Genomic DNA, 17666 nt, shown 5'->3' on the forward strand with positions numbered 1-17666 from the left:
TTTCTGCCCGTCTGGAGTAAGCCATGCCGTGTGAAGAACTGGAAATCGTCTGGAAGAATATTAAAGCTGAAGCCCGCGCTTTAGCTGACTGTGAGCCTATGTTGGCCAGTTTTTATCACGCCACGCTACTCAAGCATGAAAATCTGGGCAGTGCGCTGAGCTATATGCTGGCAAATAAACTGGCTTCGCCCATCATGCCCGCTATCGCTATCCGTGAAGTAGTTGAAGAAGCCTATGCCGCCGACCCGGAAATGATCGCGTCGGCAGCCTGCGATATTCAGGCCGTGCGCACTCGCGATCCGGCGGTGGATAAATACTCCACGCCGCTGTTATATCTGAAAGGCTTTCATGCGCTACAGGCCTACCGCATTGGTCACTGGTTGTGGAATAAAGGTCGCCGCGCGCTGGCTATCTTCCTGCAAAATCAGGTTTCGGTCTCGTTTCAGGTGGATATTCACCCGGCAGCGAAAATTGGCCGCGGGATTATGCTCGACCATGCCACCGGTATTGTGGTGGGGGAGACGGCGGTTATTGAAGATGATGTGTCGATCTTGCAATCCGTCACCCTGGGCGGTACCGGGAAAACGAGCGGCGATCGTCATCCTAAAATCCGCGAAGGCGTGATGATTGGCGCGGGCGCGAAAATTCTTGGCAATATCGAGGTGGGGCGCGGCGCGAAAATTGGCGCAGGTTCCGTCGTTTTACAGCCTGTCCCGCCGCACACTACCGCCGCAGGCGTTCCGGCGCGTATTGTCGGCAAGCCGGGCAGCGATAAGCCGTCGATGGATATGGACCAGCATTTCAACGGGCTACACCATACGTTTGAGTATGGCGACGGCATCTGAATTGCGAGGTACAACTAAAAAACGCTGTTCCGATGGAGTGCAATCCCGGAACAGCGGAGCGAAGAATTCGCAATGTGGACAATCAGGCTGCGGATGATGTCAGCGTAATGCGATCCAGCGGGCCGACGATAAACAGATATGAAATGAGACCAATAAGTCCCATCGAGCCAACGTATAAAATGGCAAAGTCGAACGACTGAGTATTGGCAAGAATCACGCCGATGACCAGCGGCGTAACGATGCTTGCCATATTGCCGCACATGTTAAATACGCCGCCGGCAATACCCAGAACTTCCTTCGGCGAGGTGTCGCTGAGTACGCACCAGCCCAGGTTACCAAACCCTTTGGCAAAAAAGACCAGACTCATCGCCGCAATGACCACAAATTCTGAAGAGGTGTAGTTGGCGATCACAATTACGCAAGAGAGCAACATACCGCAGATAACAGGCAGTTTCCGCGCGACGGTAAGGCTATAGCCGCGTTTGAGTAGCCAGTCGGAGAACACGCCGCCGAGCAGGCCGCCAATAAAACCGGCAATGGCTGGAATACTGGCCACAAAACCGACTTTCAGAATCGACATGCCTTTCGCCTGGTACAGATAGGTCGGGAACCAGGTCAGGAAGAACCAGGTGATAGAGGTGACGCAGAATTGCCCGATATAAACACCGATCATCATCCGGTTAACACAGACGGTTTTAATCTGCGCGAACGTTATTTTCTGCGGCTCCTTTTTACAGCCCAGAGAGGGCTCGCCACCACCGCTACGAATATAGTCAATTTCCGCTTGATTAACTTTTGGATGGTGCATCGGATCTTTGACTTTCATTAACCAGAATATACCGAGCATCACGCCAATAGCGCCAATATAATAGAAGACAAAATGCCAGCTTAAATTATGCAGAATGATCGTCATTAGCGGGGTGATAATGCCCAGCGAGATATATTGCGCAGCCTGATAAACTGAAGTAACGAAACCTCGTTCATTATTGGGAAACCATTGTACGCTTAAACGACTGTTCGCCGGAAAGGCAGGCGCTTCAATCGCGCCCATCAGCAGACGTAGAATAACCAGTACAATTAATGGGCTGCCATACAGATAGATCGTTCCCTGAAACATGGTTACTAACGACCAGCCAATCAATGCGCAACCGTAAACCAGTCGTGAACCGTAGCGGTCTAATAGCCAACCGCCGGGTAGTTGCATAATGACATAGGCAATACCAAATGAGGAGAAGGCCAGGCCCATCGCTTCCGGATCAAAACCTAATTCTTTATTCATTATTGGGGCAACTACGGATAGAGTTGCGCGATCCGCATAATTAAATACGGTAGCAAGAAATAAAAATATAAGAATGGTATGACGCACTTTTGTGCGCTTTATTATTGTGTTCATTATCTACTCCTCAGATAAGGGCAGAATGCATCCTGTAAGGTAAGAGAGGCGGGACGGATTCCCGCCAGTCGGGTTAAGGGCGTTTGCCAAATTCACATGTTAATTGTGTCCAGCGGCGCGCTTGTTCACTGAGCGTGAAACCCAGACCATGACGATCGGAAATCCACATGCGGCCATCGCGCAGCTCAAGTTGCTCGTTGAATAATGGGTTCAGCCACTCGAAATGTTCCAGCCACGGCTCCAGGGGATACGCTGCGGAAAGGTGCAGGTGTACTTCCATCGCAAAGTGCGGCGCCAGCTTACGCCCGTGTTTCGCCGCCAGATCCATAATCTTCAGGAACGGAGAGATACCGCCGACACGCGGCGCATCTGGCTGAACGAAATCGCTGGCATTGCCCAGAATCAACTGCTCGTGTTCCCGGAAACTGGTCAGCATTTCCCCGGTGGCGATAGGCGTATCCAGCGCGGCGGCAAGCTGGGCGTGGCCTTCAATGTCGTAGGCATCTAATGGTTCTTCAATCCAGATAAGATTGAACTGTTCCATTTTACGCCCCATGCGGATAGCCGTTTCGCGATCCCACTGCTGGTTAGCGTCAACCATTAACGGGAACTCATCCCCAAGCGCTTCACGTACTGCGGTTAAGCGGCGAATATCCTCAGCGCAGTTGGGTTGTCCGACTTTCAACTTAATACCGCCAATGCCATTTTCGCGGGAAATCACCACATTTTTCAGCACTTGATCGAGCGGTGTATGCAAGAACCCCCCTGAGGTGTTGTAACACTGAACGGAGTCGCGGTGCGCGCCCAACAGTTTTGCCAGTGGCAGACCGGCACGTTTAGCCTTCATATCCCATAGGGCGATATCGATAGGGGAGATAGCCTGTACCGCCATCCCGCTACGCCCCACCGAGGCTCCGGCCCACAGCAGCTTGGTGTATATTTTGTCGATATCATTGGGATCTTCGCCCAGTAGATTATCGGCTATCTCTTTGGCGTGAGCATAAATACCCTGGCCGCCAGCACGTTTGGAGTAGCTAAAACCAACGCCCTCAAAGCCGTCGCGACTGCGGATTTCGGCAATGATGATTGCCACTTCGGTCAAAGGTTTCTGGCGCCCGGTCAGTACCTTCGCGTCACTCACTGGCGTCGCCAGCGGTAGAAAAGCCAGTGATAGCTTCACCCATTCGATACGATCGCCGGTTTCTGCCGCGGTTCTGGTATTCGCCGCTTTTGCATACGTTACGGCGTCGGAATTCGCGCTTAAAGCCATTTTTTTCTCCTGATAATCACAAAATGATTGCGCTAACATTTTTATTATTAAGCGAACGCAGGATCCAGAAAGTTGATGTTGATTTGAACATTTGATCACATATGTCGTATAAAAAGCAGGATTTATTGCAAAATGGATCACGATCCAAAAATATCTGGGGAAATGCATAATACAAAATGATGGCGCTATCATTTTGTAATGACTGAGCTTGATAAGCTACTGTATTTACGGCCTTTCCTGATGCGAAGCTGGCAATAGCCGCAGGCATGATGAATAATGCGCGGATAAATCAGCCAATCTTTGCAGGGGCATCAGACGTGAAGAGAACCAAATCACCTCGTGCGCCGACGCTGGAAGATGTAGCACGTAGCGCCGGGCTGTCTCCGATGACAGTCAGCCGGGCATTGAATTCGCCACAACTGGTTCGCCCCAAAACGGTTGAGAAAGTCATGCAGGCGGTTCGCGTCACAGGCTACATACCCAACGCGTTAGCCGGTGGTCTGGCGTCGCGACGGAGTAAATTAATCGCTGTCGTCGTGCCGCAAATTAACAACAACATGTTTGTCGATACCATCCAGTCACTGAGCGATGAACTGGCCCGACGCGGATATCACATATTGCTGTGCGTGGCGGGATATACCGAACAAACGGAAGCGGAGTTGGTGGCGACACTGCTTTCCCGCCGCCCCGATGGCGTGGTGCTTACCGGGATCCATCACACGATAGAACTGAAAAAGGTCATCCTGAACGCGGCTATTCCGGTGGTGGAAATTTGGGACTTAACGCCCACGCCGCTTGATATGCTGGTCGGTTTTTCCCATGAAAAAGTCGGGCAGGCGACGGGGGAGTATCTTTTGAGTAAGGGCTATCGTCGTCCCGGCTTGTTGTGGACCGCCGATCGCCGAGCCGCGCAACGTAAGCAGGGGTTATGTAGTGTTCTTCAACGCCACGCTATTCATGCCGTACCGCAGGTAGATGTCCCCCTTCCGGCATCGCTTTCGCTGGGGCGCAGCGGTTTAAGCCAGCTTTTTGACGAAGGGACGTTTGATGTCATTGTTTGCAGTTCTGATACCCTGGCCCAGGGGGCGATGATGGAGGCGGAAAGCCGTGGTTTGCGCATCCCGCATGATTTAGCGGTTATTGGTTTTGGCGACCTTGATTTTGCCGCCAGCAATCGACCGTCAATTACTACCGTAAGCGTTGACAGACGCGCCATTGGCCAGCGCGCCGCTACGCTGTTGGCCGATCGTATTGAACAGAAACCGTGCGCAGAAGCTATTGTGGATATTGGCTTTCATTTGATTGAGCGAGAGTCCGCATAAACGGGAACATGCCATCGGGATCGGCCAGGCCGGATCAGGCGTCAGCTGCCATCCGGCATTGAATATATTACGACCGTAATACCGCGCCGGAGTATCCTAACTGGCGCCACGCTTCATACACCACCACCGACACCGCATTCGACAGGTTCATGCTACGGCTATCCGGCATCATCGGAATGCGAATCTTCTGCTCTTTAGGCAACGCATCGAGAATGCTGGCGGGCAGGCCGCGCGTTTCCGGGCCAAACATCAAATAATCGCCATCCTGATAGCTTACGGCGCTATGGGCGGGCGTGCCCTTTGTCGTCAACGCAAACAGGCGCTGCGGGTTTTCGGCGGCGACAAAGGCGGCATAATCGTGATGGCGCTGAACCGCGGCGAATTCGTGATAGTCCAGCCCTGCGCGGCGTAAGCGCTTATCATCCCAGGTAAACCCCATCGGTTCGATGATGTGCAGACGAAAGCCGGTATTGGCGCAAAGACGAATGATGTTGCCGGTATTCGGCGGGATTTCTGGTTCGAAGAGTACGATGTTAAGCATGATGCCCCCTTAAATGCGGGGGGGCAGAATAGCAGAAATTTACCGGGCTCTCACGCGCCAGGCGTTCAGGCGGTATCGCCTTTGCTCATTGGCGCCAGCGCGGCGGGCAAACTTTTCCCCAGTTCCTGCACCAGTGAATCGCCACTGATTTCGCTAATGGTTTTCGCGCCGGTCAGGGTCATGGCGACTTTCATCTCTTTCTCGATCAGGTCCAGCAGATTGGCGACACCCGCTTTTCCTGCCGTCGCCAGCGCGTAGAGATAGGCCCGACCCAGCAGTACGGTATCGGCCCCCAACGCAATCATACGCACGACATCCAGCCCGTTACGGATCCCGCTATCCGCCAGAATGGCGATATCGCCTTTCACCGCATCGGCAATGGCGGGCAGGGCGCGGGCGGAAGAGAGCACGCCATCGAGCTGGCGGCCGCCGTGATTCGACACCACGATACCGTCAGCGCCGAAACGTACCGCATCGCGGGCATCTTCTGGATCGAGGATCCCTTTGATCACCATTGGGCCGTCCCAGAATTCGCGTATCCACTCCAGATCTTTCCAGGAGATGGACGGATCGAAGTTATTTGCCAGCCAGCCGATATAGTCCTCAAGGCCGGTCGGTTTACCCAGATAGGCGGAAATATTGCCTAAATCATGCGGGCGACCGTTCAGGCCGACATCCCACGCCCATTTAGGGTGCATCACCGCCTGCCAGTAACGGCGCATGGCGGCGTTTGGGCCGCTCATCCCGGAGTGGGCGTCACGGTAGCGCGCGCCCGGCGTTGGCATATCCACGGTAAAGACCAGCGTGGAGCAACCCGCCGCTTTCGCACGTTCAAGCGCGTTGCGCATAAAGCCCCGGTCACGCAGCACATAAAGCTGGAACCACATCGGGCGCTTAATGGTTGGTGCAACTTCTTCTATCGGACAGACGGAGACGGTGGAAAGGGTGAACGGAATGCCCTTTGCGTCTGCGGCGGCGGCGGCCTGTACTTCGCCGCGACGGGCGTACATGCCGCACAGGCCTACCGGCGCTAATGCCACCGGCATCGACAACGTTTCGTTAAACAGGGTCGTTTCCAGGCTTAAATCGGACATATTTTTCAGCACGCGCTGGCGCAGAGCGACTTGCGACAGGTCTTCCACATTTCGGCGCAGGGTATATTCCGCATACGCGCCGCCGTCGATGTAGTGGAAGAGGAAAGGAGGCAACGTGCGCTGAGCTGCGGCGCGATAATCGCTGGCTGCTGAAATAATCATGATTTATTCTCCCTGGTCATCTCATTATGGTCGCCGGGCAGGCGGGTAATACGCGCCTGGCGGGCCTGGTCTTCATCAAATCGTTTAATCGTGGTGTGGACAAAACTGAGGTGCGCCATCATCGCTTTACGCGCGCCCTCGGCGTTACCGTCCAGAATGGCGTCCATCACTGCCTGGTGTTGTTCCGTCAGCTTTGAGAATACGGGCGGAACGAGATACATACGCTGGCGACTCTGTTTGACGGAGGATTGCAGGACGTCGAAGAAACCGCGCATGGTTTGCAACAGCACCACATTGTGCGAGGCTTCCGCGATCGCCAGATGAAAGCGCACGTCGGCCTGGGAGGCGAGATCCGGGTCTTCGCTGAGCGTCGCATCAAAGCAGAGTCTGATTTTCTCTTTGTCGGCAGCGGTGGCACGCATGGCGGCGTGCCAGGCCGTACTGGCTTCAATGGCGTGGCGGGCCTCCAGAATGTCGAAACTGTAGTCCGGATCGTTCGCCATCAGCATTTTCAGCGGTTGCACGATATTCTGTTCAGACCAGGTTTCGTGCTGCCAGCGGACAAATGTCCCGCCGCCGCGACGACTCACCAGCACGCCTTCACTGACCAGCTTCGCCAGCGCTTCGCGTAAAGAGTTGCGTGATACGCCAAGCTGTAGAGCCAACTGGCGCTCGGCGGGCAATTTCATGCCCGCTTCCAGGTTTTGTTCTTCAATCAGCGCCCGCACGCGAGAGGCAATCTCGTCTGACAGGCGTTTTGGCATCACAATCACGGAATCATCCAGGTTAAAACATAGGCCTGAAGCGTAGTGATCACGCCCACCATACAGGTGAAGATCAGGCTGTGTTTGACGGTAAAACGGAACAGATCGGACTCTTTCCCTACCAGTCCCACCGCCGCGCAGGCGATGGCGATAGACTGCGGCGAGATCATCTTCCCGGTTACGCCTCCAGTGGTGTTCGCCGCCACCATCAGCACATCAGAGACGCCGATTTGCTGCGCCGCGGTAGCCTGTAGAGAGGCAAACAGCGCGTTAGATGAGGTGTCGGACCCGGTCAGGAAGACACCCAGCCAGCCGAGGAACGGCGAGAAGAACGTGAAGGCGCTGCCGGTGTGCGCCAGCGCTAACGCCAGCGTGGAGGAAAGCCCGGAATAGTTCGAGATAAACGCGAACGCCAGCACCATGCCGATGGAGTAAATCGGCAACGCCAGCTCTTTCAGCGTGCTGCCAAAGGTCTGGATTGCGGCTGAGGGCTTCATTTTCAGCCAGACGATAGACAACAGCGCGGCAAACAGGATCGCCGTGCCGGTGGCGGAGAACCAGTCAAATTTATACACCGCCGCGTAAGCGGTCGCTTCGTGTACGACCGGCGGCATACGGGCGACCAGTTTATCGAGATACGGTACCGGAACGTTAATTACCCAGTCATACAGCGCGCCGCCGGGGGCAAACAACGCTTTAAACGGCGGTACGCTCCAGAGAGTGACCGTGGCGGTCAGGAACAGAAACGGCGACCAGGCGCGAACAATTTGCCCTGTCGTATAGCGGGTGCGGGCCAGCGTCTGATCGACCTGCGACGCGCCCATATCGCCGAAGCGGAAGATGCGTACCGGCTGCCAGCGTTTGAGGAACAGCGTCAGACACACCAGAGACACCAGTGAAGAGATGATGTCCGGCAGTTCCGGCCCGATAAAGTTGGAGCTGAGATACTGGGCGATAGCAAACGAGCCGCCAGCGACCATCACCGCAGGCCAGGTTTCTTTCACGCCGCGCCAGCCGTCCATAATCGCCATAATCCAGAACAGGACGATAATGGTCAGGAACGGTAGCTGACGACCGACCATCTGACCGATTTCAAAGCTGTCCAGGCCCGTGACCTGTCCGGCAACCAGAATCGGGATCCCCATCGCGCCAAAGGCGACTGGCGCGGTGTTTACAATCAGGCACAGCCCTGCCGCATACAGCGGATTAAAGCCCAGACCCACCAGCAGCGCGGCGGTTATCGCCACCGGCGCGCCGAAACCTGCCGCGCCTTCAAGGAACGCGCCGAAGCAGAAGCCGACAATCAGCATTTGCAGACGCTGGTCGGGGGTAATCGACAGAATTGACGAGCGAATAATGTCAAACTGCCCGGTCTTGACCGAAATTTTATAGACAAAGACCGCGGCGATGATTATCCAGGCTATCGGCCATAGCCCGTAGAAGAAGCCATACACGACCGATGCCAGCGCGTGATCGACCGGCATTTTATAGAACAGCAGCGCGACGGCGAGCGCGATAACCACCGTCCACGAAGCGGCAACATAGCCTTTCAGCTTGAGTTTAATCAGGGCGAAAAAGAAGAACAGGATTGGGAGCGATGCGATCAGGCTGGAAAGCCAGATATTACCCGCCGGGTCATAGTTTTGTTGCCAGAGGTTCATTGCAGGTCTCCTGAGAACCACACGCATAATGGGATGAATCTTTGCTCATCTCGTTGAAGTCACATTATGTGTAAAAGTGGTCCTGCCAATATTGTTGTGTATGGATAATGACAACAAATAGTTAACCAGATGTTATTTATTGGCAACGGTATTGTAGAGTTAATTTAGTGAAATGTGAGTAGGCTGTGGTAACTGGCTAAAATTGGTAGGGCCAGTTGAGGGGAGAGGACAGCAAAGGGAAGTGAAAAGGCAATGGCATTATGCCATTGCCTTTGATGTCGGGAGTGTTGTTACTTCATTACCACTGGAAGCCCGCGCCAATGGCCGCAGAGTAATCGCCCTGGCTGTTGCTGGTTCCTTGCAATTTATACACCCAGCCCCCGCTTTCACTTACCATGGAGACACCAATGGCGACGGCACTTTCACCATTAAACGTACCGCCAGCAATCGAGGTCATGTTGGCGCCCGGGGCGTAGGCTTGTGGCAGACCGGCCATCGCCATCGCTGAAGCGATACCGCCGCTCATCTTGTTTTCTACTCCTTTGATTTTGCTGTTCATTTCCCCCATTTTCTGGTCGGTATAGGTGTTTGCTTCTTCGACGCTGCGTTTCAATTGCGCATAGTTAACCGCATCCGTATCATTCACCGCCGCTGAAACATTGCCGATCCGAGTGGTGCCGCCACTCCCGTCTCCCAGGTTGAGCACGCTATAGTTAACCGAGCCATCTGCATTGGTTTCATAACGCACGGAGCCTGCTTCTGAGGCTTTCAGTTGCGCCACATTAACCGCGTCAGTGTTGTTCACCCCTGCGGCAACGTTGGTAATACGGCGTTGTTGAGTAGAAGAGCCAACAGACACAGTATTAGCTTCATCTGCGACGGAATTTGTGCCTAACGCCACGCTGTTTTCAGCGGCAGCAATAGAGCCAGAGCCAATCGCGACGCTGTCCGCACCCTGGGCATTTGCATCTGCGCCATCGGTGTTGGTCTTGAAGTACTTGGTGCTACCGGTAGTGACGATATCGCCAATGCCGTTTTCGATATTGGTGACGCGGGTATCCAGATTCGATACCTGAGTATTCAGGTTAGTAATGCTCTGGGTATTCCTGGAAACCTGCGCGTCCGTTACTTTCAATTGACTCACGTTAACGGCATCGGTATCTGCCGAACCCGCCGCGACGTTAGTGATCTGACGTTGACCGTCTTCACTGCCGACAGAGAACTCACCGACAGAGTTCTGCGGTGTGTCCATGTTGTAGGCGGTGTAGTCAGTCTGTGCGCCGCGAGTGGTCTGAGAACCATTACCCATTGCAATACTGTTTGCATGATTGGCGCGTGCGTTAGAACCGATAGCAATACCGTTGATGGCATCAGCCATCACCAGTGTATTCAGACCAATACCAATACCTGCATCAGCATTGACGATGGTCTTCGCACCCATTGCCAGTGAGTCAGTTCCGACAGCCAGTGAATCTTCTTCCGTTGAGTTTGCGTGGTAGTACTTGGTCGGTGTAGTAGTGACCGCACCAATGGCATTTTGTAACTGACGAACTGTTACCGCATCTTGCGCTTCAGAGCCGTCAGCAACGTTGGTAATTTGACGATAGCTTTCTCCATCCGTCCCCAATGACAACGCGCCCAGCAACTCTCTGTCTGTTGTATTGTAGCCAATGACGACGCCATCGCTTGTTGCGCTCGTTTCTCGTATACCGGTTGTAATAGCGCGGTTAGAGGTGGAGCCACTGCCCAAAGCGATACTGCCCTCAATGCTGCTGCTGCTGTTTTGGCCAAGAGCCAGACTGCCAGCGCCAGAGGCGACGGCGTCGTAACCTACTGCCGTTGCGCCGTTACCCGTTGCGTATGCATCCTGGCCTTCAAGCCCATTATCATTCGTACGGATGTATTTCACGCCGGTACCATTTTCCGTGATATAGGTTTCGCTGGTATCGCCGGCTAGTTGGCTAATAGATTCACTATACTGAGAAATCAGCATGTTAGTTTCATAGAGCTGAGAGCCATTAACAGCGTCAGTACTGTCACTGGCGATTTCACCTGCAGCCACATTGGTTATCTTATTGGTACCGCTGGTACCGTGGCTGGCGCTGAACGCGCCTTCTTCGTCATCCCAGCTCAGTGCATCGGTACCAAGATTGGTGATGGACGTATTGATATCCGCGATAGCAGAGGTGTTTTGATCCACCTTCTGGTTAGTTTCATACAACTGTGAGCCGTTTACCGCGTCTGTACTGTCCTCAGAAAGCGCCCCGGCGGCGACATTGGTTATTTTACTGGTGCTTCCACCGTGGTTTGCGCTGAAAGCGCCGATGTCTTCGTCCCATAACAGAGCGTTATCAGTGAGGCCGGTAATGGACGTATTAATGTCGGAGACAGAAGTATTCAGGTTCTCAATCGCGGTGCTGTTCTGAGTGATGTTAGTGGTATTGGCGGCGATATCGGTCGTGTTCTGATCCACTTTTTCATTGGTTTCGAACAGCTGCGATCCGTTAACGGCGTCGGTACTTTCTTCAGACAGCTCTCCGGCAGCAACGTTGGTGATTTTGTTTGTCGTACTACTTCCGTGGCTGGCAGAGAACGAACTCGTTGTCTCATTCCAGCTCAGGTTGTCAGAGCTAAGATTGGTGATGGACGTATTAATATCTGCGATAGCAGAGGTGTTTTGATCCACCCTCTGGTTGGTTTCATACAACTGGGAGCCGTTTACCGCGTCTGTACTGTCCGCGGCCAGGGTGCCCGCCGCCAGATTGGTGATCTTGCTGGCGCTTCCGCTACGGCTGGCGCTGAATGTGCCAGAGGCTGCATCCCATAACAGGGCATCATCGGTGAGCGTGGTGATGGAATCGCTCAGGTTGTTGATATTGGTGGTGTTGGTGGCAATATCAGTGGTGTTCTGATTGATGCTGTTGGTATTGGTGGTGATATCAGCGGTGTTCTGAGACACATTTTCGTTGGTGGCAAACAACTGGGAGCCGTTAACCGCATCGGTGCTGTCCGCGGCCAGGGTGCCCGCCGCCAGATTGGTGATCTTGCTGGCGCTTCCGTTGTGGTTAGCGCTGAATGCGCCAGAGGCTGCATCCCACAACAGGGCATCATCGGTGAGCGTGGTGATGGAATCGCTCAGGTTGTTGATATTGGTGGTGTTGGTGGCAATATCAGTGGTGTTCTGATTGATGCTGTTGGTATTGGTGGTGATATCAGCGGTGTTCTGATCCACTTTCTCATTTGTATCAAACAACTGGGAGCCGTTAACGGCGTCGGTGCTGTCAGCGGCCAGGGTACCCGCCGCCAGATTGGTGATTTTGCTGTCGTTTCCGTTGTGCTTAGCGCTGAATGCGCCAGAGGCTGCATCCCAAAGCAGTGCATCATCGGTGAGCGTGGTGACGGAGTCGCTCAGACTGTTGATATTGGTGGTGTTGGTGGCGATATCAGTGGTGTTCTGATTGATGCTGGTCGTATTGGCGGCGATATCGGTTGTGTTCTGATTGATGCTGTCGGTATTGGCGGTGATATCAGCGGTGTTCTGGTTAATGCTGTCGGTATTGGCGGTGATATCAGCAGTGTTCTGATCCACTTTCTCGTTCGTATCAAACAACTGGGAGCCGTTAACGGCGTCGGTGCTGTCTGCGGCCAGGGTGCCTGCCGCCAGATTGGTGATTTTGCTGGCGTTTCCCGTGTGGCTAGCGCTAAAGGCGCTGGTGCTGTCATCCCACAACAGCGCGTCTTCGGCTAATCCTGCGACAGAGGCCTCTGTGTTAGTGATAGACGTGTTAAGTGCGCTTAATGCACTGCCTACGTTATTGTAGATGCCTGTGCCTACCTCGTAGAGGGGCGCATTCACTGTACCATCAGAATTAACGGAAGCCCCTCCGCCGAGTCGATCGGCGACGGATTGACTTAAAGAATAAATTTGCGCACCTGTAACGGCATCGGTACTGGTGGAATTGATGTCGCCTTTAGCAACGTAGGTGATCTGCCGCTGAGTGGTGCTGTTACCCACGGCGACGGAATTGTCTTCCTGGGCAATAGAGCCCGAGCCAAGGGCAACTGAGTTGGTGCCTACCGCTTTTGCGCCATTACCAAAAGCAGCGCTGTCGTCGCCGCTCGCAGTAGCTTGATAACCTAATGCAGAGGAAGTTGCTCCGCTCGCGACAGATTTATAACCTAACGCAACCGATTTTGCGCCGCTCGAATTGGCATACACACCCATTGCCATTGAATAACTTCCACTGGCTGAGGATGAGGCGCCCATTGCAATGGCCCGGTCACCGGCAGAAACCGATTTTACGCCAAGCGCTAACGAAGAGTCGCCGGTGGACTGGCTGTAGGAACCAATGGCGGTACTCCATTTCCCCATCGCGGAGGCTTTATAACCCATTGCGGCGCTTGCGCCATCAACGTTGGTGTAAGTATTGGCTGTGGCATCGGTACCAATTGCAATCCACCCTTTTCCTCCAGTCTGGGTACCCGTTGGAGTAACGCCGTCGCCTGTATCGTTTCCTGCGTTGGCCAGTGCATCCGCAGAAACCATAATGCTGCTAAGACCGATGAGTGCGGAAACCGCCAGCTTTCTGCGGCCGTTTTTTTTGCCGCGGCTTTTTGCGGTTTCGCTGGTGACAACAAATGTTCCCGTAGCGGCATTCCAGAGGACTTTAAATATTCTATTCATGAATGAGTAATTTCCTTTTCTAAAATAATTGTATCAATGGCTATTATTTTTTTGGCTTCTTTTTTGTATCGTTAATAGGTTGTATGCTGTCGAATATGACATTCTCCATGTCAATACCTATTTTTAGATACTTAAGATTATTGGGCGATACGCCTTTTAATGTTAGCGTGACGTTTGTCCATGCTCCCGGTAAGAGTTCGATTGTCGAGTCCATTTTCGTGTTGAGCAGGAGTTGTTTCCAGCGAGGCAGATCTTTTGCCTCGGAAGGTTTTTTCGTACCCCATGTCATATTAAACGCAAGGTTTGATACCGGAATGCTGAGTAAGTTAACTAAATCAAGATGAATAACACTTCCATTATCTATTGGCTCAATAGATAGAATACGCCCGGCTAATCCGATATTGCCGTTGTTAATAATAAAATAGTGCGTTTGTGATGGGTCCAGTTCTGTATAGTCGAATAGCCGTTGTTTGCGTTCAACGCGGCCAACGACTTCGGTGACCTTTTTGGTTGTGTTGATAATCGTAGCTTGTTGTTTTTCTAACAGATTTATCTTTGCTTCTTGTTCTTTTTGTTGTTTTTCTAACAGGTTTATCTTTGTTTCTTGTTCTTTTTGTTGTTCTTTCATTTCTTCAACAAGGTGTTTATCTGCGAAGTAATCACAACCAGATAAAAAGAATGTGAATCCCAACGCAAGCAGGGGGATAAATTTTCCATTTTTGTGCATATGAAATATCCTTGTTAATAATTTATATAATATAAATAGTTAACCTGTTATTTATACAACTAGCTCATCATTCAGCGAGTATTGCCAATAACTCATTAACGTATGGTTAGAATGAAAACATTCGTCGCTTCTATAGAAGCGCGCAAAAACCCGACGTTATTTATCAATTGCTCATAGCAATGCTTTATAAAAATATAATTATAATGTTTATGTATGGGGATTTTTTTCAGGGATGATAATGTTATTTAATTTTGCGGGTCAATCATATTCTGCGGGGTATGAGAAAAGAGGATGAAAAAATTCATTGTATAAATACAAACAGGCACGATAGTGGGATTTTTCATCCTGAAAAAGCAGGGATTACCGTTAAAAATGAACTTGTATATAATCGGTGTAAATACTTCCATGAAAAATTCGGAATATAGCCCGATGCTCTCAAGACATCCTCCGTACAACGGGTGTCCTGAGAGCCTGGGATGCGGAAGGTTTAGAACTCGCTCTTCGCGAAACCTGTCATCTCTTTGAGCCCCATTTCCCGGCCCAGCGCCGTCATCGGGTGGACAACAATCAGGCCACGCACGCTTTTCTTCAACTTGCCCATGTCGGCCTGCTCTTTTTTAGTGATCGCGCGGCGAAACGGCAGGTTCATCAGCTTCTGCGCTTCTTTACTCAGTTTCTGGCTGTGTACTTCGCGCAGACGGATAATTTCTGCTTCCAGCGTCTCTTTTTCTTTTTCCAGCTCCGCGTATTTATCGGCGGATTCAACCAGAGAGAGACCTGCCTGCTGGTGGCGAATAGCGTCAAGACGATCGCTCAGGCGTTTAATTTCGTTTTTTTCAACTTCTTTCATGGGATAGCTTCTGATAGAAATGGGATAGATACCTTATAGTATGCGCGCAGTGAGTGATTCTTCACAACTCATGACGTAAAGATAATCAATTATGGCAAGTATTACACTGCTCATTATTTAATTATCTCGTTGAGAATAAAATCCTTTTTGTCGAAAGAAAAGATGAAGCGCCCTTTTGTCGGCAAGAAAAGCGATTAAGCACATTTTCCTCAATGACAACGCTAAATTGATCCTAAACTCAAATAAGCGACCGCGGGAGTCAGACGCGGGTCCCACATGGAGGATCTATCATGGCAAAAATAGGTGAGAACGTACCACTTCTTATTGATAAAGCCGTCGATTTTATGGCGTCCAGCCAGGCGTTCCGTGAATACCTGAATAAAACGCCGCCGCGTGATTATGTTCCTTCCGAGGTGCCGTCGGAGAGCGCGCCCATTTATTTGCAGCGTCTGGAATATTACCGGCGGCTGTACCGACCAAAAGAAGAAGAAAGAGGTTAACGGCGGGATTTACTTTTGAAAGGCCTTTTTTAAGCTGATTTTAGAAATCAGCTCGGTCAGAGAGAGGACCATCGTCGAACGCACCGCCTGCTGGTAGCGCTGAATTTGCATGGCGTATAGCGCCGCGTCGGACGTATCAAAATGCGGCGGCGGCGGTAGCGCCATGACGCAGTGCAGTTCGCCAAACGGCCCGAGGATTTCATCGTCGGTAAAGGCGTACTCATTGCCGTCGTGATTCAGCTCTTCGCGCAGCGCCATTAACAGCTCCGCATCTTCATATTCGGTGCGGCTGAGTACGCCCAGGCCATAGATAAGTTTCAGACGTACCGAAAGATCGCCCAGCGGCCCGTCGCCATCCAGCAACGGTTCCACAGCGTATTTCACGGCATAGTCGTCTTTGCGAAACACCTGGAGCACCAGAATATTCACCGCCTCGGTCAATAACTCGACGGCGGTAATCAGGAAGCTCCGTACGGTTTTGCCAGCATTCAGACGCTCAAGCACACGATTTTCAAAGGCCTGGGTTTGTTCCATTATTGCCTGCATATCTGACAATCTGTTATTTGGGCGCAGGCTAACCTGCGCCGGATTCTGCGTCATTTGGTCGCGTTATATGCGTTAACCGCCTCCGCCACCACATCGCTATTGGCATCCAGCCCGGAAATTTGCGCCAGCGCGGCCTGCGGGCCTTTTTCGGTAATCAGTGCCGCCAACTCTTGCGCCTGCGGATCTTCATCGCTACGGAAATGCATCGCCGCCGCGATCCCTTTGACCAGATTCACATGCGGCAGACCATATTCCAGGGTGCCAAGCAGCGGTTTGATCAGACGGTCGCCCGCGCTGAGTTTGCGTAGCGGCTGACGACCTACGCGTTCGACGTCATCTTTCAGATACGGGTTTTCAAAACGACCGAGGATTTTCTGAATGTATGCCGCATGTTTGTCGGCATCAAAACCGTAGCGTTTGATCAGCACCGCGCCGCTTTCTTCCATCGCGCCTTTCACCACCGCGCGAATACTCTCATCGAGAATAGCGTCGCGAATGGTTTGATGACCGGCTAATTTGCCGAGGTACGCGGTTATAGCATGACCTGTGTTCAGCGTGAAGAGTTTACGTTCGACAAATGCCATCAGGTTATCCGTTAACTCCATCCCCGGGATGTTTGGCAACGCGCCTTTAAACTGGGTTTTATCGACGATCCACTCGCTGAAGGTTTCTACCGTCACTTCCAGCGGGTCATGGGTCGCAGAAGCAGATGGCGGCACGATGCGGTCAACGGCGGAATCGACAAAACCGACGTGCTGTTCAACCCAGGCTTTATCGCCATCCGCCAGCGCATTCATTACGTGGCCTTTCAGCTGTGTGGTGCCGCGCACCATGTTTTCACAGGCGATGATATTCAGCGGGGCATCCACGCCCTGCGCCTTACGTTTTGCCAGCCCTTTAGCGATGGCCGGAGCGATACGCTCAAGCACAACCGGACCCACGGCAGTAGTGATTAAATCAACGTGGGCAATCAGGTCGACAACATCATCGCCGATGCTGCTGACAGCGTTGACGCCGGAAACGGTATCCACCTGCTCATTTTCACCCACAACATGAACCTGATAGCTATGACGGGCATTCAGGGCATCGAGTACGACCTGATTTACATCCGCAAACGTCAGTTGTATCCCCGCGTCAGCCAGCAGTTTGCCGATAAAGCCACGACCGATATTACCTGCGCCAAAATGTAATGCTTTCATAGTATTAACCTTCATTAATGTTTTTACCCGAGAGGGCTGGGGCGAGGCTTTTCCCTCAACCTAACCCTCTCCACAAGGGAGAGGATATCGCCTTCATATTTCGAACTG

The 17666-nt window shown here is 52.3% G+C and carries 14 protein-coding genes; 3 read left to right on the forward strand and 11 right to left on the reverse strand.

Annotation, left to right across the window (positions count from 1 at the left end):
* Window positions 1-23: 23 nt before the first annotated feature.
* A complete protein-coding gene (gene cysE, locus J1G48_RS00690; protein ID WP_001112114.1) occupies window positions 24-845 on the forward strand; it encodes a serine O-acetyltransferase in 822 nt (273 codons plus the stop codon).
* 82 nt (window positions 846-927) lie between these two features.
* Here the strand turns inward: cysE and J1G48_RS00695 are convergent, their stop codons facing one another.
* Complete coding sequence (locus J1G48_RS00695; RefSeq protein ID WP_001092099.1) at window positions 928-2238, reverse strand: MFS transporter; 1311 nt, start codon at window positions 2236-2238, stop codon at window positions 928-930.
* 73 nt (window positions 2239-2311) lie between these two features.
* Window positions 2312-3508 (reverse strand): L-talarate/galactarate dehydratase, encoded by a 1197-nt coding sequence (locus J1G48_RS00700; protein ID WP_001218249.1) that lies wholly within the window; start codon window positions 3506-3508, stop codon window positions 2312-2314.
* 317 nt (window positions 3509-3825) lie between these two features.
* Here J1G48_RS00700 and J1G48_RS00705 point away from each other — a divergent pair, with 317 nt between their 5' ends.
* Window positions 3826-4830, forward strand: coding sequence for a LacI family DNA-binding transcriptional regulator (locus tag J1G48_RS00705; protein WP_001537635.1), 1005 nt, complete (start codon window positions 3826-3828; stop codon window positions 4828-4830).
* Window positions 4831-4897: 67 nt separating this feature from the next.
* On the opposite strand, the gene trmL is transcribed toward J1G48_RS00705, so the two are convergent.
* The 7 genes from trmL to J1G48_RS00740 form a co-directional block, all read right to left on the reverse strand.
* Entirely contained in the window at window positions 4898-5371 is a 474-nt protein-coding gene (gene trmL, locus J1G48_RS00710) for a tRNA (uridine(34)/cytosine(34)/5-carboxymethylaminomethyluridine(34)-2'-O)-methyltransferase TrmL (protein ID WP_000932336.1), read from the reverse strand.
* Between the two features lie 65 nt (window positions 5372-5436).
* Window positions 5437-6627 carry an FMN-dependent L-lactate dehydrogenase LldD gene (lldD, locus tag J1G48_RS00715; RefSeq protein WP_000586995.1) on the reverse strand — a complete coding sequence of 397 codons (1191 nt, stop codon included), beginning with the start codon at window positions 6625-6627 and terminating at the stop codon, window positions 5437-5439.
* Entirely contained in the window at window positions 6624-7400 is a 777-nt protein-coding gene (gene lldR / locus J1G48_RS00720) for a transcriptional regulator LldR (RefSeq protein ID WP_000636696.1), read from the reverse strand. Before lldR ends, lldD begins: the two co-directional genes overlap by 4 nt.
* Window positions 7397-9052, reverse strand: coding sequence for an L-lactate permease (gene lldP, locus J1G48_RS00725; protein ID WP_001055305.1), 1656 nt, complete (start codon window positions 9050-9052; stop codon window positions 7397-7399). Before lldP ends, lldR begins: the two co-directional genes overlap by 4 nt.
* Window positions 9053-9350: 298 nt before the next feature.
* Window positions 9351-13736 carry a trimeric autotransporter adhesin SadA gene (sadA, locus tag J1G48_RS00730; protein WP_001079603.1) on the reverse strand — a complete coding sequence of 1462 codons (4386 nt, stop codon included), beginning with the start codon at window positions 13734-13736 and terminating at the stop codon, window positions 9351-9353.
* A 43-nt stretch (window positions 13737-13779) separates the two neighbouring features.
* Window positions 13780-14463 carry a DUF3251 domain-containing protein gene (locus tag J1G48_RS00735; protein ID WP_000549457.1) on the reverse strand — a complete coding sequence of 228 codons (684 nt, stop codon included), beginning with the start codon at window positions 14461-14463 and terminating at the stop codon, window positions 13780-13782.
* Window positions 14464-14950: 487 nt separating this feature from the next.
* On the reverse strand, window positions 14951-15313 hold the full coding sequence (locus J1G48_RS00740; protein WP_000665687.1) for a YibL family ribosome-associated protein: 363 nt from the start codon (window positions 15311-15313) through the stop codon (window positions 14951-14953).
* A gap of 290 nt (window positions 15314-15603) precedes the next feature.
* Between J1G48_RS00740 and J1G48_RS00745 the strand changes: the two genes are divergently transcribed.
* On the forward strand, window positions 15604-15813 hold the full coding sequence (locus J1G48_RS00745; protein ID WP_001062558.1) for a hypothetical protein: 210 nt from the start codon (window positions 15604-15606) through the stop codon (window positions 15811-15813).
* Between the two features lie 9 nt (window positions 15814-15822).
* Here the strand turns inward: J1G48_RS00745 and mtlR are convergent, their stop codons facing one another.
* Together mtlR and mtlD are read right to left on the reverse strand one after the other, a co-directional pair.
* Window positions 15823-16413: a mannitol operon repressor MtlR gene (gene mtlR / locus J1G48_RS00750; protein ID WP_000193201.1), complete on the reverse strand. Its 591-nt coding sequence runs from the start codon at window positions 16411-16413 to the stop codon at window positions 15823-15825.
* Window positions 16410-17558 (reverse strand): mannitol-1-phosphate 5-dehydrogenase, encoded by a 1149-nt coding sequence (gene mtlD, locus J1G48_RS00755; protein WP_000645377.1) that lies wholly within the window; start codon window positions 17556-17558, stop codon window positions 16410-16412. The genes mtlR and mtlD overlap by 4 nt, the downstream gene beginning before the upstream one ends.
* Window positions 17559-17666: the final 108 nt, after the last annotated feature.

The sequence above is a fragment of the Salmonella sp. SAL-020 genome, from assembly GCF_017372215.1.
Lineage (GTDB): Bacteria > Pseudomonadota > Gammaproteobacteria > Enterobacterales > Enterobacteriaceae > Salmonella > Salmonella enterica.